The organism is Chryseobacterium sp. KACC 21268, assembly GCA_028736075.1.
Classification (GTDB): domain Bacteria; phylum Bacteroidota; class Bacteroidia; order Flavobacteriales; family Weeksellaceae; genus Epilithonimonas.
The window spans coordinates 2,782,029-2,808,929 of sequence record CP117875.1; the positions used below are offsets into that span (position 1 = coordinate 2,782,029).

The following is a 26,901-nucleotide window of genomic DNA, read 5'->3' on the forward strand; positions in this document are numbered from 1 at the left end:
GGTTAGCCAAAAGTTTTTCGGATGACAGGTTGGTAGTTTTCTGCCACTTTTATCAAGTCAGATTTCGTTTTGCCATGCCCGTCAAAAATGCTCACCTCTATCTTTCCAGTTTTGGGGTCGTAGCATTTGATATGTTTCTTGTTCACACGAAAAGATTTATGGACCGTAATAAACTGGGACTTCAGCAGGCCACTCTCTTCCATTCTGGTAAATGAAAAATCTATCAGACTGGCAGCTGCCCTGTTGATGAAATAGATTTGCTTGTTGTTTGACTCATTTTTGTTGGCACAGAGATACACGATATCATCGATAAGAATTCTGTTCTTCTTTTTGTTGAAGTCCAAAGACACATATTGTGGGGGCGAAAAGAAGTTGACCTCCTGCAAAAATCTTTTAAAACTCTTTACAAACTGATCTTCTTTGTACGGCTTTGTGATATGATCAACACAGATCTCGGCATCCCGTTTCAGATTTTCGATATCTTCAATATAATCTGCAGTGTTCACGCTGGCAAAGAAGACCGGAATCTTGACTTCCTGAGCTACTTCCATGCCTGTCATGCTATCATTGCCCAGGTCCAGATCTGCTACCAATATCTCGGGATTCAAAGCTTTGACCTCATCAAAAAAATAATCAGAACTTTTGCTTTTCAGCACAATCTCCACGTTGGGAAGCTGATTGAGGTACGACTCCAATTTTTCGAGTTGCCGACTATTATCTTCTAGAAGGGCGATGCGGTAGGTGTGGGTCATAGTTTAATTTCATTAAATAAATTCAATATCTTTTCACCAAGTAATTTATCCAATTCTTCTTCGTCATTAAATATCGAAATTTTACCGAGTGAACATGAGTGATCTTTATTATCATAAGCAATAAAATCCTCATTTCTTAGCATAGTTTCTTGCGAAGGATATAATAATAATGCTTTTGTTGATCCCCAATAGTCATTATAAACATACATTTGTCTTAAATCATGCGTTGATGGTCTTGATTGGTCAATATTCTTCCATTTAGTATCTACAACTAAAACTTTACTTTTTTCACCATTAATTCTTTTTTCCAAAACAATATCTGGACGAATGGTGATACCATCCCAAAAGCCAGTTGAATTTTGGCCATACACTTGGACATCTTTATCTTGGCAAACTTGTTTCAATCTTACCAAAACATATTCTTCCCATAGACTGTTCATATCAAAAAGCAAAGCCAGCATCTTTTCGGAACCGCTGGAAACATTGGGTGCATAATTAAGAATAATTAGTCTGGCGATGGCTAAAGCATTCTCATAGGGTGCGGTCTTTCTTGACTTTGGAATTTTCGAAAATGTATTTTCGTTGGCTTTGATGGGTTTCACCTCAGGAAAATCGAGTTGTACCTTTTTACACCTGCTGTAGAGGTAACTTCCTTTCGATAACGTAGCAATAATTTCCAAAGCCTGTCCCAAAACCTGGTGTATCAAGTGGTCTTTGTCATAAACTTGATGCGTGGTGTAGAATCTCTCTTTGTGAACAAGATTCTTCTGAATGTGACCTGCAAATTCAAGCTTGCCTTTCAGTGCTTTTACGTTTCCGGTTTCTTTGTAATATTGTTTGATCAATCCTTGATGAATTAATAATTGAACCTCTTTCAAAAACCATTCAAAATAAATATCTAATAAATGGATGGATTGTTTTGTTACGTTTGCCTGACCAACCTGCTGAATGTTCAGTTTTTTGGTGACACGCAACATTTCTATCAGAACTTTCTGCCACTTTGTTTTATTTCCTTCACTTTCACTTTCATAACGGTCTATCTTTGGGAGAATTTCTATCGTAAGGTTATCCACTTGAATGACTCCTACAAATTGCTTGAATACTACTCCATTGTGTTTTAAATCAAAATATTGATAATTGTGTAAAACATTGAGTTTCGATAAAGCCACAAAATGACGTTGCTCAAACTTGCCTTTTTCAATAGGCAAAAAGCTGTGTTCGAAAACTTGAATCCTACTCATTAATTATTAACCTCTATTTTCAGAAGAACTTTTAAAGCTTCGATGATATTAAAACCATCATCAATAACTTTTAAACGAATCATACTGCCACTTTCTGGATAATTCTGTGAGGGGAAACTCGCGAAAACATCTTTGTTATATTTCTCAGGAACATCAAAAAACTTTTCTCCTAAAATCATTCCTATTTTCTCGTAATCTCCGTAGAAATATTCTTGCAACAACGGGATGATATTATTCTTAAAAGTATTTCTGAGATCTTGCTCTGTTTTTACATCAATGAAGTAAGAATGACCGATGGTATGGTCTCTGTCCAGCAATATTTCAACTCTTTTATTAATTGTTGATAATAATTTTTTCAGTTCTATTCCTTCGATAATTTTATCGTTAAGAACTTCAAGATTGGGTAACATTTCTTCAAAACAAAAACGTCTTCTCAATGCGGTATCAAGAGATTCTACGCTTCTATCTGCGGTGTTCATTGTACCGATAATATAGAGATTGGAAGGAACGCCAAATTTATCTTTGCTGTAAGGTAGTTCAACTATAATCTCATCCTTACCGAGCCTTTTTGTATCTTCAATAACAGTGATTAACTCTCCAAATATTTGGGAAATGTTACCTCGATTAATTTCATCAATGAATAAACCGTAAGGACAAGCATTCTCAAACTTAACTACTCTTTCCTCTTTAGTGTAATTTTCAATGGAATCTTTCAAGCTCAAAAATCCAGCAAGCTTTGCTGCCTCATTACAACACTCATAGAAAATTCCTTTTTCAATAGTGTAACTTACTTCAGAAGATTCATCGTTTAATTCCTTATCCAATGTAGGTTTAATTCCTTCAATAAAATCTTCATAAGAAAAAGATTGATGGAAAGTAATGAATTTGTAGTTTTTAGAGGTAACAACTTTTTCCTTATAATTTCTAATCTTTTGTGATAATTCTAGTAGCTCATCAATTAGTTCTTTTTTGTCATCAACAATTTCCCAAACAGAACCAGTTGATTTGTTGAAAATCAGGGGTTCAGTTCTTTTATTATATTGAACAGTAGCTGAGTCTTCAATTGTGTGTGCAGATAATTGTCCCCAAACTGTTTGGCTTAAGCTTTTAGTATTTGAAACTTGCAGTTTATAATCTACAAACCTATGTTTCTTAATATCCGGTACCGTTGAACTTTTATTTTCAAGAAGTATGAGAGCAAATACTTGCCACCAACTAAGTTTATTAATAATTTCAAATTCAAACTCTTGTTTACTTACAGTTTTATTTTGAACTTCGAAATGAGTGTAATACTCATTCAGTAATTTGTGGGTCTTCCCTGTTCCTGGAGGTCCGTAAAGTATTTTATTTAATGGTATAATTATATTATCATTTTCTACGTAAGAAGTAGATTTTTCAAAGTATTCGCGTAAAAACCGTAAGTAATTTTTTTTACCTAATATTGCTTCCTTGCCTCCACTGCCAACTTTGCCATAATAGGAAGAAAATGAGGATTTTTTTTCTTTTAGATTGTTGGCTATTATAGTAATTTGATATTCAATGTTATTACCATTGAAAGTGAATAATTCAGTATCAAAACTACTTCTGTAGAAGTTTTCGTATTCTAAAAATTCAGCTGTAATTACACTTTTGTCAGATTTAAAATTTTTTGAAAAATAGTTGTTTTCTTCTCCGTCCCTTTTAATAAACCAATCAATAAAGTTTTCTTTTACATTTATTGAATATAAACTTCTGACCATAGTGCCTAATATCTCATCAAATTTAAACAAACCACTTTCCAGCTTTTTCAGAATTTCATTGTCGTTGAAATCTATGTTTTCTTTCAGTGCTAAACTTAGTTCACCACCTTTATGATCTGAATTCCAAAAAAAATCTTCATCTAAGCTGTTGATTAATATTTTTTTTGCTTTTGTCTTCCACTTCTTATCAAAATGTAACTCAATCCAAATCTTTTGAGGATATTCTTTTCTCGTAATCAATTCATAATGGCAGAAACCACTTTTACCTATAATTCTTACATTATCGGAAATCCAAACATAATGATCATGGACTTTCTGAATCTCAAAATTATTTATTAGGCAGTTACTGTTTAGAATATATTGTTTGAAATCTTCTGTAATTTCACGAAAATTTTTATTTGTATCCAACTTATTTATATGTTTTTCTAAAAGAATATTATACTCCTTTAGATTTATTACTTTTTCTTTAAGATATTTAGCTGTTGAATATTTTTCTAATGACTGATAATTATCAATATTGCTAATAAGTTTTTCAGCAATAACACTGAAATAAGATCCGAATTGGGTATTCCTATTTTCATCAGGAAAAGTTCGAAACAACCTACATAAAGTATCATAATCATCATTTTGGTGTAAAACTTCTTTATTTATTTGCTTCCAAAACTTATAATATACTGGGTAATTCTGTGGATCTTGACAGTTTTTAATTACTGAAAATAAGTGAGGAATAAAAGATTGTAGATTTTTATTCAATGTAAAATCAAAACTAATTAGAGAATCACTTAATTTGATATAATTAAATAATTCATAAAGTTCTAAGTAACTATTGTTTTGCAGTTTTTTCCCATCTTTGAAATTATTAATTCTGTCTGCAACATTAACAATTGAGTTAATTTTTGATACAAAAATTGATAAAATTCTTTTATGTGATTCAGTAAAACTTTCATTAGATTTTAAAACATTTATAACCTCACTTATAATTCTTTGATCTTTATCATCTAATTTGTATAATTTATCCTCAATTGGAACTAGCCAATTCAAATTTATCTCACTATTAAATCTTGTTCGATATTCATCAGGATACAATTCTTTCAATTTATCAAATGAAATATTATGTATTTCTAAATATTCTTGTATTTTCATAACCTATTCCTCTTAAAATTCTCCGCCTGCTCCAGCACATTTTTATAAACCTCATCCTGCGTAATCGGCGGATACCCAAACTGATGCAGCTTTACAATAATCTCCATTTTCAATTGCGCTTTAATGTCATCTCTATCACTCCAGTCGGGAAATTTAGCGGTATCATCTACAATCTTTTTGATTTCTCGGGCAAGCTCCAGCATTTTGTCTTTGTCGAATTCAAACCCATATTGTTTGCAGACCATATCGAGAATATCGTAGAAAGCTTTCTCTTCATAGTTGATTCCCAGATCTTCAAACGAAGCCATTTCGGTACGCAGCTTTAAGATCAGGTCGAGAATCTGTTCCGAAGTATCAGCTTGGATGCCGTCGTAATCCAACAGGTCAGCTTCACTTCGCTCGTTGTAGCTGTTGATGATTTTCTGTAGTCTTTCAGAGAACTCGATGCCTTTTACTTTGTTTACTTTTTTGAAGTCAGAGATGGCCTGTTTTAAAAGGCGCTCAAGGATTTTTATCTTGGTATTAGGCAATTCAAGGTCATTGATTTTCTCAAGAAACTTATCGTTAAACAAATCAATTGCATTGGCCTTATTGTCATCCAGTTTAAAGATTTCTTCCACGCCTTCCGAGATAATGGCATCTTCTACCATCTTGCTCACTTTCGCATTCATCTGTGCAGTATCTGGAACTTCGCCTTTGGTCAGCTTGACCACAATTGATTTAATGGCAAAATAAAAATGAATCTCATCGGTTTCTTTGTCATTAAAGATTTCCGAACCGCAAGTGAGATTGTAGGCAGCCTTTAGTTTTTTGGTCACATCTACAAAGAACTTTTCCGACTTTTCTGTGAGCAAAACCAATTCAGAGGCACGGTTCAGACAATGCAACTGTTCAACAGGCGAACCTTTGAAATAGTCGGTGGTATCAAACTGATAGAAAAACTGTCGCAGTAAATCCAACTGATCTCTCACGATAATCACCGCTTTGTCAAGATCTTCAAAATCATCGGCTGCAGTGGTATTGTTGAATAAGCCCAAAGCGTGATTCAGGTTTTTCTTGATGCCGATGTAATCGACCACCAGACCTTTATCCTTGCCTTCAAACTTTCTGTTCACACGGGAAATCGTCTGTATCAGATTATGCTTTTGCAAGGGTTTATCAATATAAATCGTATCCAAAAACGGAACATCAAAACCTGTGAGCCACATATCGACCACGATGGCTATTTTGAAATTGGAATGGATCTGTTTAAACTGCCGGTCCAATTCTTTTCGGTCTTCTTTGTTGCCGAGCAGATTCCACAAACTTTCTTCGTCATCTTTGTTTCTGGTCATTACCATTTTAATGCGCTCGATGGGTTTGATTTCTTTCTGCTCTTTTTCGCTAAGGTTTTCCGCAATACTTTTTTCACTCCATTCTGGTCTTAGCCTGATGATTTCTTTATAAAGTTTATAGGCAATCTCACGCGAGGCACAAACGAACATTACCTTTCCGGCAACGGTTGCTTTCTCCTCGATTCGCTTTTCATAATGCGTAATGAAATCCTGCGCAATCGCTTCGATTCTTCCAGGGTCACCCAAAATCACTTCCATTCTTGCAATGGCTTTCTGGCTGGCTTCCACGTGGTATTCCGAAGCGCCTTCTGCTACAGCGTTTTGATAATACTGTTCAATTTCAACCACTTTTATATGGTTAAGATTAACCTTTGCAGCACGTCCTTCATACACCAGTCGAACCGTGATTTCATCCACCACAGATTCAAACATCGTGTAGGAATCTACCACAGGACCAAATACATCCAGAGTTTTATCGATAGGCGTTCCCGTAAATCCTACATACGTCGCATTCGGAAGAGAATCGTGAAGATATTTTGCAAAACCATACGATTTTTTAACTCCATCTTCATCAATGCGGACTTTCAAATCAAGATTGACCTGCGAGCGGTGGGCTTCGTCGGAGATACAGATAATATTGGTACGGTCACTTAAAATCTCACTATCCTCTGCAAATTTCTGAACGGTCGTCAGAAAAACACCGCCACTTTCTCTGCCCCGCAATCTTGATCTAAGATCGGCTCTGGATTCTATATTCACAATATTTTCGTCCCCAATGAAATCTTTTGCATTAGTAAAATCTCTCGACAGCTGATCATCCAGATCGGTACGGTCGGAGATAATAATGATGGTCGGACTTGCCAATTGCGTGGAACGCATCAACAGTCTCGACAGGTAAAGCATTGTATAACTTTTCCCGCAACCTGTCGCTCCGAAGTAGGTTCCGCCTTTCCCATCGCCTTCCGGTTTGCGGTGTTTCTGGATATTGTCAAACAGTTTGTTGGCAGCATAATACTGCGGATAACGGCACAGGATTTTTTCTTCTTTTTTAGACGTATCTGGAAACAGGATAAAGTGATGCAGAATATCACAAAGCCTCTGCTTGTTCAGCATTCCGTGGACAATGGAAGTTACGGTATGGATTCCCGTTAAGGTTTTTTTTTCTTCGCCCGTTATTTTGTGCCAACCGTAGAAGAAATCGTAAGGCGCAAACAGAGAACCTGCTTTGTTGTTCACGCCGTCGCTGATGATGCAGAACGCATTGTATTTCATCAGTTCCGGAATATCTCTTCGGTAGCGTAAACTCAGTTGTTTGTAAGCATCGTGAATGGTAACCCCTTCTTCTATCGTTGTTTTAAACTCAAATACCACCACCGGAATCCCATTGATGTACAGAATCAAATCCGGAATCCGTAGTTCTTTTCCCTGAATCTCCAGCTGGTTTACAATCTTAAACCGATTGGTTTTCAAAAGACTGCTTTCATCAATATCGATATAACGGATGTGCAAATCTTTCTTAGAAGGATTGTTTCTCTTAAAAATGAGACCGTCTGCCAAGAGTTTGCCAATGTATTTATTACTGTCGTAAAGATTGGAGGCAGGTTGATACGCCAGTTCATTGATTAGGGTTTCCAGCTCTATCGTTTCCAAATCGGGGTAGCGAGACAGCAAAAAATCACTCAAATCTTCCCGAATTAAAACCTCCTGATGCGATGCCCGAACTACGCCTTTGCCATTCACGTACTCATAGCCTTCCTCTTTCAGAAGATGGATGAATGATTTTTCTAGTTGGGATTCGGTGTATTTCATTTTTATTTTTATATCGTCCAAACTTTTTCTGCTATATTATAAAGGTCTTTTGCTCGTAAATTTATAGCGTTCTCATCCCAAATACTTAATATCAAGTACTTGTTCATTGTTTCAAGACCTGACGCATAGTCCTCTAACCCTTTTTTATCACCTTTTCCTTCTTTTTTTGTTTGCCAATCCGAATCCCGGATTGACGAATTTAAAGACTGCGTGATGATAGTTAAGTTACCTAGTGTCAACAATTTTCTACTCCTTTTGATGGTATCATCTTGGGTTGGTAATGTTCCCCAGTTTTTAGACCAATTCTTAGGCATTAGGTGCTCTAAACTGTATTTGTTAATTCCTAACAAAGCTGTAGAATGCAGATGAGATTTTCGATGTTTAGATTCTAATAAATATAAAATTCCAGCAGACTGTTTATTGATTAAAATTGATTTATTAAAGCCTTCCAAAACTTCTTGATTTGTCGGAATAAACGTAGATGTATCTGTACTTTTTTCAATAAATTCTTTAATAGCTTGAACAGTCAGAATCTTGTTACCTATGAATCTTTCCGTAAATAATTGATTATAATTTTTATTCATTGTATGTGCAACCATCCTTCTCATTATGTATGACTCTAGGAACTGGAATATATTATCTTGTTCTACGGTATTTGTTACATTTTTTAAAACATAGAGTACATATGAAATCAATGTGCTATTATCTAGTCCGAAAATTATAGCATTTAATCTTTCTATATGGTTGCTTGAAGATATCTCTCTATTGATGATTTCGTAATCAAAGTTTTTTGCAAATATTTCTGCATACTCCTTAATTTCATCTAGTAATGTATTATTGTTTCCATCGAGATAATTTTTTATGAAGTCTTTATATGATTCAAACAGATGTTCACCACGAGCATAAGCAATTTTATCTTCAGTTTTTACACCGAAACTTTTGTCTTGTATCTTAATTTGAAGGAATGCATCAAAAAATAAATCTATAAATGTTCTCTTAACGCGACCAGCTGTTATCTCGCGATCCCAATATTTTTTGACATCTTCATCCTTTTCAAAAAGATTTTTCCAGTACTTTTCGTATAGTTTAATATCACGGTTGAAAAAATAGTTTTTCAACAACTCAGCAGTTGTCAATGTTACCCCTAAAGAATTAATCGTATCAAATATTTGTTGCTCATCTTCATTTGGATCTAAGTCGATTCCAACAAATAATATATTGGCAAGTATTTTTTGAAAATCTAAATTATCAACATTGATTGATTTTTTAAAGTAACCATAACATTTGGTTATGTTATCTTCTCCAGGCAAATCAACTAAATCAATTACAGACAAAACCTCGGTAAACTTATCTATATCATTATGACTGTGTGATAAAGCCAGTTCATCGGTCATTAATCTGAAAGTCCTATCAAACATTGCGTTTTTACCACTTTTCAAACAGAGAACTTTAAAAAAAATATTTAATGTTGTTAGCCTTTGTTGACCATCAATTAAGGTTCGAATATCCCCAACTTTACTTGCTGACGAGGTTGGTTGCTGTTTAAGAATTACAGAACCTAAAAAATAAGGTTTGTTCGTTTTTGAAACTGCTTCCATATCTTCTAAAAGTCTCTCCCATTGTTTTTCACCCCAAACGTAAGCTCTCTGAAAAAAGGGAATTTCTAAAATACGGTTACCGTTAAAAATATCATTAATTGTTTTTTTTGATGCGTCCATTTATATTATACTGTTCTATTTAATAATCGAATAATATTTTAATTTTGTCAAAGAGTGGATTAAAATCGTCAAAATCTTCTTTTGGTAAACCTCCAAATTTTTGAAATGCTTTTGATTTAATTTTATCTTTAATTTTATAAAAAGGTCTATCCAAAATTTGATCTTCTTCCACGCAATCTAAATCTATTAATTTTTGCTGCGAAATCAAATTCTCAATCTCTACAAAACTTTGAAATTTGCCATTAATGACATTACTAGTTACATTTTCTAATCTATCTGGAATTGGTAGTAAGAGCGCAAAAAAATGCTGATGATTTTTTCTTTTCTTGTAAAAGCCCGATTTTTTATCTCCCAATATTTCATTATCCCAATCCGTTCTTTTTTGAAGATGATAGAAATTTTCACAACCTTCCTTGTCGTGGTCAAACAAACCTATGATTTTCTTATCCTCATAACCATCAGTTGTATTCATTGCTAAGAAGCCCGCTACTGATCCTGCCCCGCAAGCCCTTCTAATAGCAAAATAGGCATTTTCCTTAAATTTCTCAATTAAATCATTTTCTTCAAAATCAATATCATTTAATTTAAGATATGCAATCATATATATTTCTGGATATTTATCCTCAACAAATAATATAGGCTTTAAAATTTCTTCAATTTTTTCCTCAGCGGATTGTAGATTATCTGCACAAAGTTTATAATCCTTTTCAAGTTGAGCATAAACACTCTTTTGTTGATCGATCGTCAATGATGATTTTTGAATCTCTTCGGTTTGATTAAGTATTTTCTCTTGTAGTTCATCAATAATTCTCGCTTCTTGAATTACACCTAAATCATCACAGATATCATTCCAAGCATTATTTTTTTCATCAAATCGAGTTATCAATGAAGTTCTTTTTTCATTTTTCCACACTCTGTAAATTGAAACTTTACTTGATGTCAAGCTATCAGATAATTTTGACATTAAGTCATTTCTTATTACAGCAGCTAATTTGGTGTTATTCAATAAATCTTTTTCTTCTTGTGTATAATCACGTTGTGTAGCAAGAAATTCTTTAGTATGTGTTGTAATGAAAATTTGATATTTTTTTGAGTATCTATACTGGAAATCTTCTTTTATCTTTCTAATATTTCTTGCTTCATATGAGTTTTCAGGTTCTTCAAACCCCCAAATAATATTTTTATTTTTTCCTTGGGATATTTCATCTAAAATTTCAGGTATAAATCTGGCTTGCACACCATCACCTCTTTCAAACAGAGAAACATCATTTTCGGTTTGGACAGATAAAGTTCTAAAAAAGTCAACTAAAGTATTTGGTATATGAAAATTAGCCTGAACACCGCTACTATCAAAAAAATTTTCAAAAAGCTTACCTGTTTCGCTCTTTAATACCTTGTTGAAGTCATCAGAACTTTGACGGAATTTGTTTTTTCTAAGTTTATCTTTTTTCTCAAACAAATAGTTTTGCAATCTAGTAAAGAGATAGTTGAAGAAATTCCTATCTTTTATCGCTGGAATGTATTCAAATTGAAAATTATTAAGAAAAGCGGTTGTTTGAGCCTTATTTAGCGCCTCAGGATAATTAAATGCTCCTGCAAAATTATTATACTGTGAAAAAATTTTAGAAATCCAAAATTTTTCAGGTAGACCCCTTTGTTTATTTTTATTGTTAAAAGTTAGCTTAATTGTTAAAACTTCATCAGACCTTCTTAAGTCTTTGAATTTAAATATCTCATCTGTTGTTTCAAGAATTTCTTTGTCAGATTTTTGTTGCTCTCTTCTCTTCTGAATATCGTCATCAAATCTTTGCGAAACAATTTTTGAGAAATCTCTTTCTCTATCGAATTTTACACCTGGCGATATTTCATTATTAAAAAATAAATTTAAGGCTCTCAAAACATTTGACTTTCCACTATCATTTGCTCCAGAAAAAATATTAAAATCTCCTAATTCTTCGATATGAACTTTCTCTTGATCTTTTCCGCCATCAAAAGATCTAAAATGTTTAATTTCAATTTTTGATATAATATCCATAGTTATAGTTTTATTTAAGCACCCACTTCCTCCCCAACCGCCAACCGCGACAACAACAAACTTTGCAGTTGTGTGAGTTTTTCGGTTTCTTGCGTTTTAAATTTTATTAATTCTAGAAGATTATTTCCAACTAAGTTAAATTGGTTCAAAACTTCTTTTTCAGGCATATTTATTTTCAAAGAAGCTAAAATTGGAACATATAAATTCGCTTGAGCACTACCTACAGCCATATCAATTAACTCATTATACTTAGTTCTTAATACAAAAAATATAAAAGGCAAATTACATTCATCATTTGGTTTTATATTTATTACCGCCCTATTTCCACACATATAATCACATAAGATTCCGAGTCGTCCTATTGTTCCCGATTTTGTAATAACAATTGTTTGTGGAGAGAAAAGCAATGCACTCGTTCCTGCACTGTTAAATCCTTCTTCAGTCAATGTTCTACTTGTATTTAAAATAAAACCTCCGTTAACATCATTCGCTCTTAGCCATTTAATATTCCCATCAAAATATTTTGAATGTTCTTGAGAGGGATTTACATAACCCTCCTGAAATGAGCACATATCTTTTAATATTGATTCTTTACATTGGTTTTCTTTAACCATATTGTAATACAAGGTCTGCGCAGTAGCTTCCAACTTTTCGCATATCTGCTCGTTGACTTTTATTTTGTTGGTTATGCTTTGGTATTGCGCAACAATTTGTTGCTGTTCTTCGATGGAAGGAACCGGAAGTTGCATTCCACAAAAATCTTCCCATTCAAGACTTCCTCTTACACCGCCTACTGCGTGAAAACAAGCTTCTCTGTCAAATTCAGAACGGGAAAACCACAACATCAGATAATCAGGTAAAATCACATTTTCATCAATGACTTCAAAAACCGGATATGCTTGCGAAATAATAGCGATGTCAAATTCCTTTAACAAAGCAATTGGCATTTTTTTATCTCTGCGAACCTGCATTGTACTACAGGCAAACTGATTTTTCCTAATCAACTTATAATTTGCCATATCCGTCCCAATAATATTTGCAACAGACGGAATAAACTTTTTATTAATCGTTAATCCCACAAGATGTGTAATCGCCAAATCTCTGTTGCGCTGATCAATAACTTGAATCAAATCTCCAATTTTTCTATAACTCATAGCCCAAAGTTTTAAAAACATTGGAAACCTCTTCTTTCAATTGGCTTTCCTGCTGAAACAGATCTTTCAAATCAGTCTGTAAACTTTGCATCTGCTCAGCATAATCCAGACTTTCGTCACGGTTTACAAATTCAATATATTTACTCGGCACCAGAGAATAGTCTTTCTTTCGGATGTCTTCCAGACTTGCACTATAAGAAAATTCAGGAACGTCCTGATAAGTTTCCTTCCAATCGGTCTGTTGCCAATTGTGATAATGCTTCGCTATTTCCGAAATTTCTTCTTCTCCAAACTGAATGAATTTCTTTTCAAACGGTTCACCTTTCTGACGCAAATCCATAAACAGAACTTCGCCCTTTCGGTTACGGTAATTTTTAATGCCGTCGTTCACTTCAAAAGTTCTCTCTTTTTTATTGCGATTAAGAATCCAAAGCGTCACCGAAATATTGGTTGAATAGAACATATCTTGTGGTAAAATCACAACTGCTTCCACCAAATCATTTTCAATAATCTGCTTTCGGATTTTATATTCTTCGCCACCACCGCTCAAAGCACCGTTTGCCAAAATAAATCCTGCAACACCATTCTGAGAGAGCTTGGAAATCATATTCAGAATCCACGCATAATTGGCATTGGATTTCGGGGGTACTTCATAGCCTGCCCAACGCGGATCGGTGGTCAGTTCATTTTCGGCACGCCAATCTTTTAAATTAAATGGTGGGTTTGCCATAATGTAGTCAGCTTTCAAATCTCTGTGCTGGTCATCATTAAAAGTATCTGCCGCCTTATTCCCCAGATTGGAAGAGATCCCACGGATGGCAAGGTTCATCTTCGCGAGTTTGTAGGTGGTATTGGTCAGCTCCTGACCGTAGATCGAGATGTCTTTTTTGTTTCCCTTATGCTTTTCTATAAACTTCAGCGACTGTACAAACATACCGCCCGAACCACAGGAAGGATCATAGATTTTCCCTTTGTAAGGTTCTATCATTTCAGCGATGAGGTTGACGATAGACTTTGGGGTGTAGAATTCTCCTTTTCCTTTCCCTTCGGCAATGGCAAATTTGCTCAGGAAATATTCATATACACGACCCACAATATCGTGGGCTTCGTCTTTCAGCGTATCAATATTATTGATGGTATCCAGCAAAGCCGAGAACTTTGACTGATCCAGCCCAAGACGTGAAAAATAATTATCGGGCAAAGCGCCTTCGAGAGATTTGTTGGTGCGCTCAATGGTTTTCAGAGCAGAATCGACAATCAAGGTAATATTTTCCTGTTTGGCGTTTTCCATAATGAAAGTCCACCGAGTTTCTTCAGGAAGGTAGAAGACATTTTGGGACTGATAAAATTCAGGAATTTCTAAGAAAGCTTCTTTGTGTTCATTGATAAGTTCCTGTCTTCGTCTCAAAAATTTGTCATTCGCAAACTTGAGGAAAATCAAACTCAACACCACGTGTTTATATTCGGAAGGCTCTACAGAACCTCTTAATTTATTGGCAGAATCCCAGAGGATCTCTTCGGTACTTTTTGTTTTTGCAGCTGTTTTCGTTGCCATTATGTCTTTCTATATATTTAGAAAACAGATACTTTGTACACCTGTTTTACATTCATTAATCTTATGATGTTTTGGAATCTTTCCACATTCCCACCCACTCTTCGAAATAAGCGTGCAGAGAATCAGAACTGCCAAAGTAATATTTGACAGGTTCATTCGGGAAAGAATAAAGTGTGGTCTCATCCGTATCAGGATCGGTAAAAGGAATGATAAGGTTGTTTAATTCAAAAACAAGATTTCCGCCTTGTTGCAAATATTCTATAAAAATAGATTTTACCGTGCTGAGGTCGATGGCAAGGCTTCCGTTGTAAGTAATCATGAAGTAATTTAGTTTTCAATTCCAAATATAACCAAAAAACCAAACTTCAACAATGCGGTTTTCCGTATTCACACAAATTTTCTGGTAATTTATCAAAATAGAACAAGTATACATCCAACATTGAGGTAGATCAAATCACCCCATTCATCTTCACAAAATCAAAAATGCTCTAAAAAGCTTTCTTTAAAAAAAGCAACCTCCATTAATTTGTTTAATAAGGCATTGAAATAATTAAAAAAATAAACACAAAATAATATGCAGTCCTAAATATTAAATAATTATAAATAAAATCAATTCAACAATACAAATTTATAAATCAGAATATAATACCAACAAAACAACATTTATCAGAATTAAATACATAAAAATTAGATTATTATTATAAAAAATTTATACTTGAATTAAAATAATTAATACCTTTATCTTCCAAAATAAGTTAATATGAAAAAACAATTACAATCGGAGGAGGCTAAAAAAATAGCACTTTCCAGTTTAGCTTATGAACATCCAATCAATTTGGAAGACATAGACCTCACAAAAGATGTCTATGATGACAAACAGGTCGCAGAGATTTTCAGAATCTCCTACCGCACGCTGGTAAACCACAGGAAGAAGGGTCTGATCTCCTACTTCAAAATGGGAAGCAAAACCTTATACCTCAAAAAGATTTTGATGCTCGACATCCTAAAAATCTACAACGACTAATATTCAACAACCCAAACAATCCGCAGGCTCCACCAAGCCTGCTTTTTTTATTCCAACACACATCAATTCACCCAACCCACCTCATTCCACCCGCTTTCAAAATAAATTCCCCTCCTCTGGAGGGGTGGCAATTCGCCTCAGTGAATTGACGGGGTGGTTAATTCCCTCCTAAACCTCATCCATCGAACAGTCATCGAACAGTCTATATACAAACCATAAACACAACATTTACAAAAGTCAAACAAGAGATAAACAACAATCTAAAAAAAAGTGGTCAACAACTATTCTGTAATAAAGAATCGCTGTAGCAATCTGCAAATGATAGCAATATAGGGTTAATAAAATGCTGCTATACGAATAATTAGGCATTGTTCGGCAAAGTTGGTCACATAGGTCGTATGGCTCACATTTTTACCCACCTTTACATAACAAATTTTAAAAAACAAATATCATGGGCAAACTTTATGACTCCCTACTTTCAGGCACCTCAGGACGCACAGGACGTATCGTGGTAGCCAATGTCTTTGGAAACGAGTACACCAAGATTCGACCAAGAAAGAGAACCAAAGAGCCAAGTGCAAAACAGAAACTCATCCAGGACAGGATGATCAGCTGCGCAACATTTATGCAGTCGTACCGAAGCTATGCTTGTCACTATTTCGGACACCGCCTAGGAATGAAGTCGTCGTACAATTTGGCAATGACCAATCTGCTGAGCAATTTCAACATTGATTATGTGGCAAATACCATCACGCCACACTATCCGGGCATATTCTTCTCAAAAGGAAACTTGCTCGGAGTCATTGGCAGTCCATTGGCACTTCCCACAGCGGCGACACTGGACATTTCTTGGCAGGACAATTCAGGTGGCAATGTTCTGCGCGAAGCGGATCTGGCTCAGATTCTCATTGCAGCAGAGGACGACCTCAACACTTTGTTTATAGAAAATGCATGTCCACGATCGGATGCGTCATACCAAGTCACGCTCCCCGTGCATCTGCAGGGCAAACAGCTCCATGTATGGCTGGCTTTCAAAAACGAAGATGAAACGAACGCTTGCAACTCCCTCTACTTGGGAAGCATTTAACATCAAAGCAAAAGCACAGATCGCTCTGTGCTTTTATATTTTTTTCTATGCACAAATTGAGACAGTGACTAATGCTTCCAATATCTTGATAGATCTATACTCAATGTTTAATGGCACTTTTATTTCACAAACTCACTCTCAATCCCCGCCTCTTTCAAAAGCTTCTGTAATTCCCGGATGTAAGTGATCACTTGTGTATCGGTTTCGGAAACGAAGGTCATTCGGGTGGTGAAAATGCTGGTGCGACTGGACTTTCCATTTTTGAGGTCGATGCGCATTGTGCCACCGTAACCACCCACTTTGGGATTGGATTTCACCGAGCGAAACACCACTTTTTCAATGTCTTCTATTTTGTATTTTTTGAAAAGCAGGTTGTTCAAGACCAGATGCCCATCTTTGAGAAAGAACGGATGCACCTTCACATTGCGGAACAGAAACGAGATGGCATAGACTAAAATTACGGCACCGAAGATCATCCAATAGGATTTGTACCATTCATTGTTGCTGTCGGTCACGGCTTTCAGAATGGTTTCGCCTTCTGCCTCGGTGATGTTGTTGTTTCTGCTTAATTCCCGGATAGCATCTGTGCCTACTCTGCCAGCACCCGCCAAAGATTTGAGGGTATTGATATCCCTGATCTCGTAGATGGACGAAAGCAACAACTGGGAACTGCCGAGGTCATCAAAATAGAAATAACGGTTGCCAGCCTGCCACACACTGCCTTTGTATGAATCGGGGTGGCTGATCTTTTTGAGACTGGAAGCATGCACGCCTTTGAGCGCCAGGAGATGGGTGGTTCTGCTTTGCAAGCCTGTTTTCCTGCCCCACTGTTCGGTCGCCTTTAAAAAGTAAATTTTGTTGCCACTGGTAAACACATCTGGTGCGATCTCCTGAAACTGGTTGTTTTCAAATGGATTATCGCCTGCGCGCTCCACTTTTTCAGTTTCGGTGTTATAGAAATACAACCCGTCTTTGGAAACGAACAAAGCCTGATAGGCGTGTTCGAGATTTATTCCCAGGAGTCGGTATGGGGCTTTCGATTCGTCAAACGGTTTTCCATCGACATAGACCATTCCGTTTTGGGGATTGATGAGATAATTACTTCTGGAAGGCATATCGCCCTCGATGCCGATCTGATGGATCTGGTCGTTGTAGGTCAACGGAAGAAGATCATTCTGGTAATAGACCTTTTTGCCGTCTGTAAAATAGTCGTTACTGTCCCTTACATCGCGATCCCAATAATGGGTCTTGATCGGGCGGATGGTCTTGGGATCGGATGCCTTCATTTCCTGCCCTTCGAAAAAAGCCACCTCATCATTGACGGCTATGGCTAAACCCGGCTTGGACTGGTAAACTTTTCCTTCCGCCAGTTTTTGGAAAGGGTACCAATAGTTCTGCGGTTTGTCTGCCAGTCCCAACCCTTGCCCACCCAAAAGGATGATGAAGCCGACGGCACTGAGGGATTCGTTTTTCTCAGAGTTGCGGGCACAGTAGTAGGTGGTCTTGCCATCGGTGTAATAGTTGTTGCCAAGCACTTGAAGTTGTGCAGGATCCAGACCTTCCAAAATGATGTTCCCCGCATAGACGTGCTGGTCATCGTAGCCGATGTGGGCGTCGGCATAGTTGCCGGGGATTACCCTAAAGGTCGCAGGATTGGCACCTTTCACTTCATAATAGCCGTTGCTCGGCACCGAGGCGTAGATCTTCCCCTCAAAGCGGGTGAAAACGCTGTTGAGGTCTTTCTTATTGGCACCATAGCTGATGGGATCGCCCTTTTCTGAAAGCGAGATGAACAGCACGCTAAACATCATCACGAAAATGAAAATCAGAAAACCATAAATCAGATAGCGGAATTTGTAGAGCATAGTCAAGTTATTAGTTGGTTTGAGGGTAGCAAAGGGGTTGCCAAAATTTATTGGGGATTGGTGGATTGTGTTATTTAATTCAATTAAGGTAAAATCTGACGATTTTGGTTTATCTTATGGTGCTTCGAGAGCCTCAGCAGGACAATGTGGTGGTGTTTTGATTTTGTTGTCACGATCCTAAAGGGAGCAAAATTCAATTCATCTGTAAATGAATTAATAAACATTTCTCTGTCATTCCGAAGGAATCTAAACTGGTTATTTCAGAGTGTTGAGATTCTTACAGAATGACAAAATACCGCAAAAAAATGATATTAAAGCCAATACTCTCTTGTCATTCCGGAGGAATCTAAACTGATTTACACGTGCTTCGAGAGCCTCAGCAGGACATTGGGTTGTTGTATTGATTTTTGTTTTCCCCGATCCTAAAGGGAGCAAAAATCAATTTTTTGAGTAACTAAATTTAATTAGCAATTGATAATTACTGAGCAAGATATTTCCTCTCGCAGATTGAGCTGATGGGGCAGATTTATTTTGCTAATTATAATGTGAAGTAAAATCTGTATTATCAGTCAAATCAGCGAGGATTATAAAAAATTGAACATCTTGTGCGGAATTGGCGGTAATTTTGCAGGATCCTCAAGAAAAATTAAAAGCTATGAGAAATCTATTATTTGTAATTGCTGTCGTAGGGAGTAGTGTTGCATATGGACAGAAAAAGAAAACCAAAATAATCATTCCGCCACCGCCTATCGTGATGCCAACCAAAGCAGAACCACCACAAAAACCAGCCACAGAAGACCAGTCCACGAAATGTTTTGTGTACATTACCGAGGTTCCAAAAGATTCAATGGTTGCTGTCACCGAAAATCTCTTGGAGTATAAACCGTCCAGCAGCAGCGCAAGAATGGTGATCACCACCTATGAGTACGATCCCAAATTAAGAAGTAAAGCGAATGAGTCTGGCGAAATGCTGGCCCGAACCCAGCAGCTGCAGTTCATAGATGGCACATACGCTATTGAAAAGGACACCCTGACGATGATGCCTAACAATAAAGACCGCTTTGAAACCCGCCGTTTCAAGATTGTGAACAAGCCGAAAACCCAAACCGTCATCAACTTAAAGGACGAACAAAACCACCTTTACAAAAAAGGGAAATGTTTGGAAACAATGACCAACATTTAACGTTGAAAGACTAAATGCACCTCAACACTAACATTCCCTAATGAAAAAACTCATTCTAAAATATTGGAGCATTAACATTCTTTTCTCTCTAACCCTGTTTGTTATATACAGGTTGCTGATTGCCGGAAAAGACTATGAGGACGGAGACTGGCTCGATTTCATTCTCAATATGATGGATATCCTCGTAAACCTGGGTTTTTCGTTGATTTTCCTTGTGGTCCTGCCGATTTGCTCCCTGACATTCTTTCTAAATCTGATTAAAAAAGTCAGACGTCATTATTATTTATCCTTGCTGAGTTTTGTTGCTGGTGCACTGGTGGTTGCGACTTATGTGTTGATTGCTTTCGTTGATCTTTACGCTTCCGAAAGTACTATTTTTATGACTTCCCTGATTTTATCCATCGTGTACTTGATTTTTAATTATTTTCAGTTTAGGTTGTTTCGAAAGAGCATTGCTTTGATGGATGAGATGGTTGTTGAAACCACATAGGCACATAAGGGAAAGGGGATTTTTGTGGTGGTAAAGGTCAAATAGGATTAGTTTTTCTTAGAAGCAAATTACATTTAACTAAAATTGATTTCCCCCGACCCTAAAAGGAGCAATTTAAGTGAGATGCGGAGGTGTTTTTTCATTTTCAAATTGGGAAACAGAAGACTGTCTTGAAAATTATATTTGAATCATTTTTAATCAAACGCTAACGCGTGTAACGGAAATCAATTACTTTTAGTCAACATTTGTATCATCAATTAATACCAATCAAAAAGTTAAGCTATGAGAATTACACTATTATTTCTATTAATCTTAATTTCGACAAGCGCATTTTCACAACAAAAAGAATCTGATATTTGGTCTGGCAGTTACAGCGTGCATCCCACCAACGATGCGGTGGTGCAAGATACATTGGTCATTTCCCGATCCAAAGATTTGAAGCCCGAAGATGTACCTTCTAAGCTTGAAGCGGACTTGGCCAGATGGACTGTAGAATCCAAGAGGGATTCCAAGAAAGGAGATATTTTGGTGAGACGCTTTTTGCAGAATGATGAGAATGATGAGTACAAAGAATTCGGATGGACAGCACTTCACAAAGCAGGCAAAATGAATTGCATCGACGGCGGTCACTTTTTCATCTGTAAAACCGACCCCAACTCCACCGTCGAGCTGAAAGGCGATAAACCTTTCAGAACGGAAAGTGGTGTGTTTGGTATCTGGCTTCACTACGGATTGGTGACGCTTAGGAAATTGTAGCGGGGAGATTGTGGTCTCGCTGATTTGGCGGATGGTGCAGATTAAGATTTATAATTTGATAAACATTGTAATAAAATAACGATGATGAATAGCCGAAAGATTTCGCTTTTGTTGAAACAGATTTTCACTATTAATCTGATACTGATTTCGTTGGTTGCAAATGGGCAAAAGCAAATTTCCTTCAGTACTTTTACCGTTCCTGTTCGTGAAGAAAATGGCGATTTGAATGGCGACGGATTGGCGGATCAAGTCGTCATCAAAATGGACACGGCCGACATCACCAGACCTTTGCAACTGGAGATTTTCTTTCAGCAAAAAGATTCGAAATACAAGTTGGTAGCGTCATCTACAAAACTCTTTGCTCCACAGTATAATAAGGATGGAAAATATGCCGGGAATGTGCTCCCAGACGTTGTGATTGACAATGGAATCCTAAACATATTAACCGAACTAAACGCCAATCATTCGCAACACCAATTTAAATTTCAGAATGAGAATTTTGAGTTGATTCATTACTTCAATGTGATCTGGGATGGGAAAAACACGACAACAGAAACCAAGTTTGATTTGTTAACGGGCAACTATTCCGTGGAATCCCAGCAATTGGGTTCTGATAAATTGACTGTCTTGGAGAAAAAAAAGATCGTGGTAAAACCATTGCCGAAGCTTCAAAATTTTGTACCGTTTGCCAATCAATTGTATTAAATGATGACTGTGCCTCAGAAACTTAAAATCTTAAAATTCATCAACATTCTTTTGATCGTGTTTCTGATTCCTATTCTTTTGATCTATTTGATGCTCATCATTCCGGAATATTCTGCGTGCAATGATGCGATGTTTGAAGGCGAAAAAGGGATTGACATTTGGGGAAGCAAAATAGATTGTGATGCAGAAAGCAGGGCTTTTTCTGAGGCGTTCTTTCAGATGTTTTCGATGATTGTGGGTGGGATTTCTTTTGTTTTGATTTTAATTAATATCTTTTACTTCCGATTGAAGAAGCGATTGTAAGTCCATAAAAACTAAAAACTATGCGAATTCTGATTTTATTAATGATAATTGCACTGACTATTTCAAGTTGCAAAGATAAAAAAGAGCCAGTTGAAACTTCGAAGTCTGAAAAGATAGACTCGGTGAAGATTGAACCTGAGGCCGATTCGGTTAACATTAAAAAAGTTGGTTCATCCTTCTACGATTGGTATTTCAACAATGATTTCAACGACTATGAAATTGTGAAAGATAAAAACGGGAAAGCACTTTTGGACAGTGCCACTTATTTCAAAAAACTGAGGAATTTGGGAACGATTTCAGAGCAATTCATCACGAAAGAAAAAGAAAAACTTTCGACCTGCTCCAAGTTTTTGGCGATCAAATATTTCGACGATTATAATTCGGCAGATGCTTATAACTTCAATGATTACTGTCCGGATTTGTATTATATGTATTGGATCAAAAGTCAGGAAAGACCGGAGAAATTTGTGGCGAAGAACATTAAGCAAATTGATGAAAACAATGCCACAGTCGATATTGATTTGAATTATGGCGGAAAAGATGAACCACTTTCAAAAGTGATTTTAGCTAAGGAAAACAACAGTTGGAAAATCATCGATATCAAATTTATTAATCAACAAAAAACAACCATCGCACCGAAGACGCTCAACGGAAACTGGAGCAATGCGATGGTGACTTTGCACATTGGCGATGACGGTTTGGCATTTGAGTATCACGGGCAATGTATGTACTTCTACCCGACCCGCAAAATCAGCGCGACGGAGTTTGAGATGATCTGGTCGCGGGAAATGGATTGTAAATTTGATAACGGAACCAGTAAAACGTTTGGACTGAAAAATGTGCCGGTGATTGGCAAGCCGTTTGCAAAATTTATTTTGAAAGATAATGTTCTGCAGGCGACCTACTACTATCCGGAATGGGTGAAAAGATATACGGAGAAGGTGCAGGATAATGTTTTTACGGAAGATTATTTTAAGGATGAGGAAAATCTGTAAGGTTTAACACTTAAGTTACTTTAGGATTGTTTATTTCGTATTTGGAAGTTCACTTAAGATTAGAAATTAAATTTTACTTTATGAAAAAAGATCAACGATTTTTATGGACTGGAACTTTCGTAATGCTTGTTGTTTCAGGCTTTATGCAGGCGCAGGCTTTTGAGCAGGAGTTTTTTTTCAAAGGGAAAGTGAAGACGATGACGTTGGAAAAAGAAAATGCGAGTGATAAAAAGAACAAACTGAAAACGGTTTTTGAATATGACCAAAACCAGAGAAAGATCAAGGAGATTTCGCCTTACAATTACACTACTGAGCACTTCTACCTCACGAAATCGGATGACAAACCAATTCTGAAAAAGTCATATGGAACCGGTGAATCAAAGACTCAAACCATCGAAATTGAAGATCATAACAAAGCTGGGCAAACGCTTCTGAGTGGCCATCTCAAACAGGGAAAATGGGATTATTATTTCATCCACGATTATTCAGGAAATGTTCAGAAAATCAGATGGTTCAACGATGGCGAGATCTATCTGGAGAAAACCGAGGAAACGATGGATCTGAGCAAATACAACATTCCAGCCGGGTTTATGCCTTTCGATTGGGACAGAAACCGCTCGTCGGGCACTATCAAAAAAAGCAGAGATTACACTTCAAATCAATATGACCACAATGTCGTTTTTATATTTATAGAGAAAGGAAATCCAAATAACCGTATCACTTTTCAATATAACGGCGCGGATGTTTATGATGCTGGAAAAGGCTATTGGCACCGCTACGAAGATGGCAAAAAGATTGAAGAACGTTATATTTATGGCACAGATGAGATTTCGGATTTTGGACACCGCTATGTTTACAATGCCGATGGAAAGCTGAAGAGTGATCATTACGGGTACTTCAGTCAACTGCCGAACAAATTTCTTCAAAGAAATCTTTACACCTACAACGATAATGGCGACTGCATCAAAAGGACGGAAGACGGCGAAAGTGGCAAAACGTACATCATCCATTACAAATATACTTACGACGATCAGAAGAACTGGACGAGCCAAACTTCTGTGTTTGATGATGGCTCGGGAAGTACGATCAAACGAAGTTTTACCTATTACAAACCCGGAGAATCTGAATTAAAAAACTCACTTTCGGAAACGGTTTACAATCAATATTTGAAAGAATTAAGGGCGTACAAACCCGTTGCAGAACAACAATTCAAAGATTACAATCTTGCCAAAACAAAAAAGGACAATGCGCCATCGGACAAAACCAATTACCGGGAATTGCGCTCCAAAAACTGGAAAGACTTCTTACCCAAAGGTCAAAAAGCCGACACGATCAACACTGGCGATCTCAACAAAGATGGTTTGGATGATCTCGTGATGGTCTATCAACCCGAAAAACTCTTGAAGAAAGAAAACAGCACCGGCAGAACATTGCGGATTTTACTCAAACAAAACGACGGTAATTATCAGCTGGTGGCAGAGAGCAATGGCGCGGTGGCAGGCGAAAGTATGAACAATGTTTATTTCTCCGGTATGGAAATCAAGAAAGGTTTGCTCATCATCAATCACGATTTTATCCGTGGTGGTTCTGTGCATAAATATCGCTATCAGAATGGTGGTTTTTACCTGATTGGTGGAGAAAGTCATTACGGCGATGCGTCTTATCATTCCGGCATCGATTACAATTTGAGTACGGGAAAATATATTTCAACCTACGATAATTGGGATGACAACAAAGATCTGCCGAAATCTTCCAAAAAAGAAGGCACTCAAAAATTGACGACCTTACCCAATATTGAAACGTTTGAAATTTTCAGTTTAGGCGTGGGCGACCACGAATTATAATTTATTTAAAAAAATTGAAATTATGAAAAAAGGAATTGCTGTTCTATTGTTGCTATTGCTCTTTGCGAATGCTTATTCTCAGGAACAAAATGAGGTTTTGCTGAACAAAGTTTTGACGCAACTGAAGCTTAATAAAAAGGACATTCACGAACCGCTTTATCGCTCGAAAGTTCTGCCCAACAAAACTTCCAACAGCGTTCTGGTCATCCCGAAATATAATGTGAATGAAAGCGATGAATATGGCCACGATTTCTTCGTCTTAGACGCTTACATCGTATTGGCAGACAACGAGACGGGGAAAATCCTCAGCCATTATGTTGAAAAAGAAGCGTGGACCTCGGATGCGATGGTTCTTTCGGACATCACAATTGATACGGGGCTTTATCAGCTTAATGAAAAAGACCGCGCCTTTGGAATCCGCGTAAGTTACAGTGGAAGCAGTAAGCCGAATCCTTATTATTACTCGGATTTATCGTTGTTCATCGTTCAGAACAATGCAATGAAAAGAATTTTGAAAAATTACCAAATCAACAGATCGAGTGGCGAATGGGACACGAGATGTGCCGGCGAATTCGAAGAAAGCACTGGAAATATTGATATGGATAAGAACAAAACGAATGGTTTTAAAAATCTAATCATCAAAAGTAAAATAGAACACACAAAAAGTTTTCTGGTCAATGATAATTGCGAGGAAAAAGTTACGACTAAGAATGGCATCAAAAATTTGAAATTCAACGGAAAGGAGTACAAATAAAGTGACGCTTATGAGAAAAAAGATCACGCTTTTTATATTCATTATTCTTGTGCTGATTCTAATTGGCGCGCTGTCCTACACGGCTTTGCTTTCGGAATCTGACACTGAAAAAGGCATTAACAAAATCAGTTCAATCATTTTAAAATCAGAAACTTACAAAAGCGAAGACAAAAGAACCATCACGCAGTTGAAGCTTGATTACAAAGATTCAACTTACGCTTATCAGGAAAGATACATTATGAAACCTGGCGATGACGTTGGTTACGAGGCAAAATCCAAAGGCAAATTCAAAATGGATCAGGACACTTTGATTTTGTATTCTGATATGCCTTCGAACGAATCCTTCACAGAGATTGATTTGACGGCCGAAGAAATCGCAAAGAACAAATTTTCCTACATCTTCCCGACCAATGAAAAAGTGAATCAAAATCAGGTCAAAATCTACTTTGATAATATTGCGGAGATTGATGAATACAAAGCTTTTAACATTATTGATCATCAATTAAAACCTTTAAAAATAACCGAGCGGAAAAAGATGGAAGAGGATGGCTGGATTAAAACCAAAAACGATGATATCATCCTTTTGCATTATCTGAGGATCGAAAAACCTGCGAACAATCAGTTGCTAATCACAGGTTCGAGAGGCGAAAGTTTTCTTTTTGATTTTAATAAAATCCCTTACTCATCTTTCCACTTTTTCACGAGAGCTTACTGGAGTTTTTCAGATTTTACAATGCTTAAGTTTCTTAAAACCGACAAGACTTTGAAGAGGATCATTAATCCAAATGACAAGCGCTATGAATCAAGCGGTGCGTTGAACAGTGATTTCATCAAACAATAAAATTTGAATCGATGAAAAAAATATTGTTTTTAGCTTTGATTATTCTGATGTTTTCCTGCGAAGAAAAGCAAGCGAAAACCATTGTCGCTCAACAAAACCAAACTATTCCAACTGAAGAATCCATCACAATTCGCGAGGAGGAGAAATCAACTGGTGATTCTATAAAGGCGCCAAAACCTCAAGTCATCATTCCTGTCAAAATATCAGAAACACCAGATAAAATTATTAAATGTTTCCCACCAGAATCCGTTGATTGCAAAGACAAAGGTGGCAATATGGAAAATGGTTTCGTAACGGAATGTCTTTATAAAAACCATACTCTCGAAAACGCTTACAACAAATTCCGTGAGATGAATATTTCCAATGACGATGGGAAATTTCTGGAAAAGAAAATGCCTACCGGTAAACACACAGCCGGTTTCAATGATAATCCGATTTCCGTTACTTACACCTATCCGAAACAGCATATTTTGGAGGTTGAGATTTTGTTTCCTGGTGGCGTGACGATCATTAATTTTAAGAAAGAAAAAGATGATGTAAGAGTGAATGTAAACCATTCTCCGGATTAATTTAA

Annotated in this window: 22 protein-coding genes; 12 read left to right on the top strand and 10 right to left on the bottom strand. The window is 36.6% G+C overall.

Features of this window, described 5'->3' with window-relative positions; all coding sequences use genetic code 11:
- Positions 1-2 precede the first annotated feature (2 nt).
- The 9 genes from PQ459_13000 to PQ459_13040 form a co-directional block, all read right to left on the bottom strand.
- Entirely contained in the window at positions 3-752 is a 750-nt protein-coding gene (locus tag PQ459_13000; GenBank protein WDF45814.1) for a LytTR family transcriptional regulator DNA-binding domain-containing protein, read from the bottom strand.
- The gene (locus PQ459_13005; GenBank protein WDF45815.1) at positions 749-1,993 is read right to left on the bottom strand and encodes a restriction endonuclease; all 1,245 of its coding nucleotides are present in this window, start codon (positions 1,991-1,993) and stop codon (positions 749-751) included. The genes PQ459_13000 and PQ459_13005 overlap by 4 nt, the downstream gene beginning before the upstream one ends.
- A complete protein-coding gene (locus PQ459_13010) occupies positions 1,993-4,875 on the bottom strand; it encodes an AAA family ATPase (protein WDF45816.1) in 2,883 nt (960 codons plus the stop codon). The genes PQ459_13005 and PQ459_13010 overlap by 1 nt, the downstream gene beginning before the upstream one ends.
- Positions 4,872-8,018 (bottom strand): HsdR family type I site-specific deoxyribonuclease, encoded by a 3,147-nt coding sequence (locus PQ459_13015; GenBank protein WDF45817.1) that lies wholly within the window; start codon positions 8,016-8,018, stop codon positions 4,872-4,874. Before PQ459_13015 ends, PQ459_13010 begins: the two co-directional genes overlap by 4 nt.
- Before the next feature lie 8 nt (positions 8,019-8,026).
- The gene (locus PQ459_13020) at positions 8,027-9,736 is read right to left on the bottom strand and encodes a DUF262 domain-containing HNH endonuclease family protein (protein WDF45818.1); all 1,710 of its coding nucleotides are present in this window, start codon (positions 9,734-9,736) and stop codon (positions 8,027-8,029) included.
- Between the two features lie 19 nt (positions 9,737-9,755).
- Complete coding sequence (locus PQ459_13025) at positions 9,756-11,771, bottom strand: AAA family ATPase (protein WDF45819.1); 2,016 nt, start codon at positions 11,769-11,771, stop codon at positions 9,756-9,758.
- A 14-nt stretch (positions 11,772-11,785) separates the two neighbouring features.
- The gene (locus PQ459_13030) at positions 11,786-12,925 is read right to left on the bottom strand and encodes a restriction endonuclease subunit S (GenBank protein WDF45820.1); all 1,140 of its coding nucleotides are present in this window, start codon (positions 12,923-12,925) and stop codon (positions 11,786-11,788) included.
- Positions 12,915-14,480, bottom strand: coding sequence for an N-6 DNA methylase (locus tag PQ459_13035; GenBank protein WDF45821.1), 1,566 nt, complete (start codon positions 14,478-14,480; stop codon positions 12,915-12,917). Before PQ459_13035 ends, PQ459_13030 begins: the two co-directional genes overlap by 11 nt.
- A gap of 61 nt (positions 14,481-14,541) precedes the next feature.
- Complete coding sequence (locus PQ459_13040; GenBank protein ID WDF45822.1) at positions 14,542-14,799, bottom strand: hypothetical protein; 258 nt, start codon at positions 14,797-14,799, stop codon at positions 14,542-14,544.
- A 441-nt stretch (positions 14,800-15,240) separates the two neighbouring features.
- On the opposite strand from PQ459_13040, the gene PQ459_13045 reads away from it, so the two are divergent.
- Together PQ459_13045 and PQ459_13050 are read left to right on the top strand one after the other, a co-directional pair.
- Positions 15,241-15,504 (top strand): helix-turn-helix domain-containing protein, encoded by a 264-nt coding sequence (locus tag PQ459_13045; protein WDF45823.1) that lies wholly within the window; start codon positions 15,241-15,243, stop codon positions 15,502-15,504.
- A 451-nt stretch (positions 15,505-15,955) separates the two neighbouring features.
- Entirely contained in the window at positions 15,956-16,591 is a 636-nt protein-coding gene (locus tag PQ459_13050) for a DUF6266 family protein (GenBank protein WDF45824.1), read from the top strand.
- Positions 16,592-16,710: 119 nt separating this feature from the next.
- On the opposite strand, the gene PQ459_13055 is transcribed toward PQ459_13050, so the two are convergent.
- Positions 16,711-18,456 (bottom strand): DKNYY domain-containing protein, encoded by a 1,746-nt coding sequence (locus PQ459_13055; GenBank protein ID WDF45825.1) that lies wholly within the window; start codon positions 18,454-18,456, stop codon positions 16,711-16,713.
- A gap of 655 nt (positions 18,457-19,111) precedes the next feature.
- Between PQ459_13055 and PQ459_13060 the strand changes: the two genes are divergently transcribed.
- The 10 genes from PQ459_13060 (at position 19,112) to PQ459_13105 (ending at position 26,896) form a co-directional block, all read left to right on the top strand.
- On the top strand, positions 19,112-19,639 hold the full coding sequence (locus PQ459_13060; GenBank protein ID WDF45826.1) for a hypothetical protein: 528 nt from the start codon (positions 19,112-19,114) through the stop codon (positions 19,637-19,639).
- A gap of 40 nt (positions 19,640-19,679) precedes the next feature.
- Positions 19,680-20,129 carry a hypothetical protein gene (locus PQ459_13065; GenBank protein ID WDF45827.1) on the top strand — a complete coding sequence of 150 codons (450 nt, stop codon included), beginning with the start codon at positions 19,680-19,682 and terminating at the stop codon, positions 20,127-20,129.
- A 282-nt stretch (positions 20,130-20,411) separates the two neighbouring features.
- Complete coding sequence (locus tag PQ459_13070; GenBank protein ID WDF45828.1) at positions 20,412-20,885, top strand: phosphate ABC transporter permease; 474 nt, start codon at positions 20,412-20,414, stop codon at positions 20,883-20,885.
- 81 nt (positions 20,886-20,966) lie between these two features.
- A complete protein-coding gene (locus PQ459_13075; protein WDF45829.1) occupies positions 20,967-21,590 on the top strand; it encodes a hypothetical protein in 624 nt (207 codons plus the stop codon).
- A 9-nt stretch (positions 21,591-21,599) separates the two neighbouring features.
- Positions 21,600-21,893, top strand: coding sequence for a hypothetical protein (locus PQ459_13080; GenBank protein ID WDF45830.1), 294 nt, complete (start codon positions 21,600-21,602; stop codon positions 21,891-21,893).
- Between the two features lie 20 nt (positions 21,894-21,913).
- Complete coding sequence (locus PQ459_13085; protein ID WDF45831.1) at positions 21,914-22,888, top strand: hypothetical protein; 975 nt, start codon at positions 21,914-21,916, stop codon at positions 22,886-22,888.
- An 80-nt stretch (positions 22,889-22,968) separates the two neighbouring features.
- Positions 22,969-24,732 (top strand): hypothetical protein, encoded by a 1,764-nt coding sequence (locus tag PQ459_13090; protein ID WDF45832.1) that lies wholly within the window; start codon positions 22,969-22,971, stop codon positions 24,730-24,732.
- A gap of 22 nt (positions 24,733-24,754) precedes the next feature.
- Positions 24,755-25,486: a hypothetical protein gene (locus tag PQ459_13095; protein WDF45833.1), complete on the top strand. Its 732-nt coding sequence runs from the start codon at positions 24,755-24,757 to the stop codon at positions 25,484-25,486.
- A 10-nt stretch (positions 25,487-25,496) separates the two neighbouring features.
- On the top strand, positions 25,497-26,327 hold the full coding sequence (locus tag PQ459_13100; GenBank protein WDF45834.1) for a hypothetical protein: 831 nt from the start codon (positions 25,497-25,499) through the stop codon (positions 26,325-26,327).
- Positions 26,328-26,338: 11 nt separating this feature from the next.
- Positions 26,339-26,896: a hypothetical protein gene (locus PQ459_13105; GenBank protein ID WDF45835.1), complete on the top strand. Its 558-nt coding sequence runs from the start codon at positions 26,339-26,341 to the stop codon at positions 26,894-26,896.
- The last annotated feature ends 5 nt before the right edge of the window (positions 26,897-26,901 follow it).

Coding starts and splice junctions, on each gene's coding strand:
- PQ459_13000 (WDF45814.1), bottom strand. CDS start 752: ATGACCCACACCTACCGCATCGCCCTTCTAGAAGATAATAGTCGGCAA.
- PQ459_13005 (WDF45815.1), bottom strand. CDS start 1,993: ATGAGTAGGATTCAAGTTTTCGAACACAGCTTTTTGCCTATTGAAAAA.
- PQ459_13010 (WDF45816.1), bottom strand. CDS start 4,875: ATGAAAATACAAGAATATTTAGAAATACATAATATTTCATTTGATAAA.
- PQ459_13015 (WDF45817.1), bottom strand. CDS start 8,018: ATGAAATACACCGAATCCCAACTAGAAAAATCATTCATCCATCTTCTG.
- PQ459_13020 (WDF45818.1), bottom strand. CDS start 9,736: ATGGACGCATCAAAAAAAACAATTAATGATATTTTTAACGGTAACCGT.
- PQ459_13025 (WDF45819.1), bottom strand. CDS start 11,771: ATGGATATTATATCAAAAATTGAAATTAAACATTTTAGATCTTTTGAT.
- PQ459_13030 (WDF45820.1), bottom strand. CDS start 12,925: ATGAGTTATAGAAAAATTGGAGATTTGATTCAAGTTATTGATCAGCGC.
- PQ459_13035 (WDF45821.1), bottom strand. CDS start 14,480: ATGGCAACGAAAACAGCTGCAAAAACAAAAAGTACCGAAGAGATCCTC.
- PQ459_13040 (WDF45822.1), bottom strand. CDS start 14,799: ATGATTACTTACAACGGAAGCCTTGCCATCGACCTCAGCACGGTAAAA.
- PQ459_13045 (WDF45823.1), top strand. CDS start 15,241: ATGAAAAAACAATTACAATCGGAGGAGGCTAAAAAAATAGCACTTTCC.
- PQ459_13050 (WDF45824.1), top strand. CDS start 15,956: ATGGGCAAACTTTATGACTCCCTACTTTCAGGCACCTCAGGACGCACA.
- PQ459_13055 (WDF45825.1), bottom strand. CDS start 18,456: ATGCTCTACAAATTCCGCTATCTGATTTATGGTTTTCTGATTTTCATT.
- PQ459_13060 (WDF45826.1), top strand. CDS start 19,112: ATGAGAAATCTATTATTTGTAATTGCTGTCGTAGGGAGTAGTGTTGCA.
- PQ459_13065 (WDF45827.1), top strand. CDS start 19,680: ATGAAAAAACTCATTCTAAAATATTGGAGCATTAACATTCTTTTCTCT.
- PQ459_13070 (WDF45828.1), top strand. CDS start 20,412: ATGAGAATTACACTATTATTTCTATTAATCTTAATTTCGACAAGCGCA.
- PQ459_13075 (WDF45829.1), top strand. CDS start 20,967: ATGATGAATAGCCGAAAGATTTCGCTTTTGTTGAAACAGATTTTCACT.
- PQ459_13085 (WDF45831.1), top strand. CDS start 21,914: ATGCGAATTCTGATTTTATTAATGATAATTGCACTGACTATTTCAAGT.
- PQ459_13090 (WDF45832.1), top strand. CDS start 22,969: ATGAAAAAAGATCAACGATTTTTATGGACTGGAACTTTCGTAATGCTT.
- PQ459_13095 (WDF45833.1), top strand. CDS start 24,755: ATGAAAAAAGGAATTGCTGTTCTATTGTTGCTATTGCTCTTTGCGAAT.
- PQ459_13100 (WDF45834.1), top strand. CDS start 25,497: ATGAGAAAAAAGATCACGCTTTTTATATTCATTATTCTTGTGCTGATT.
- PQ459_13105 (WDF45835.1), top strand. CDS start 26,339: ATGAAAAAAATATTGTTTTTAGCTTTGATTATTCTGATGTTTTCCTGC.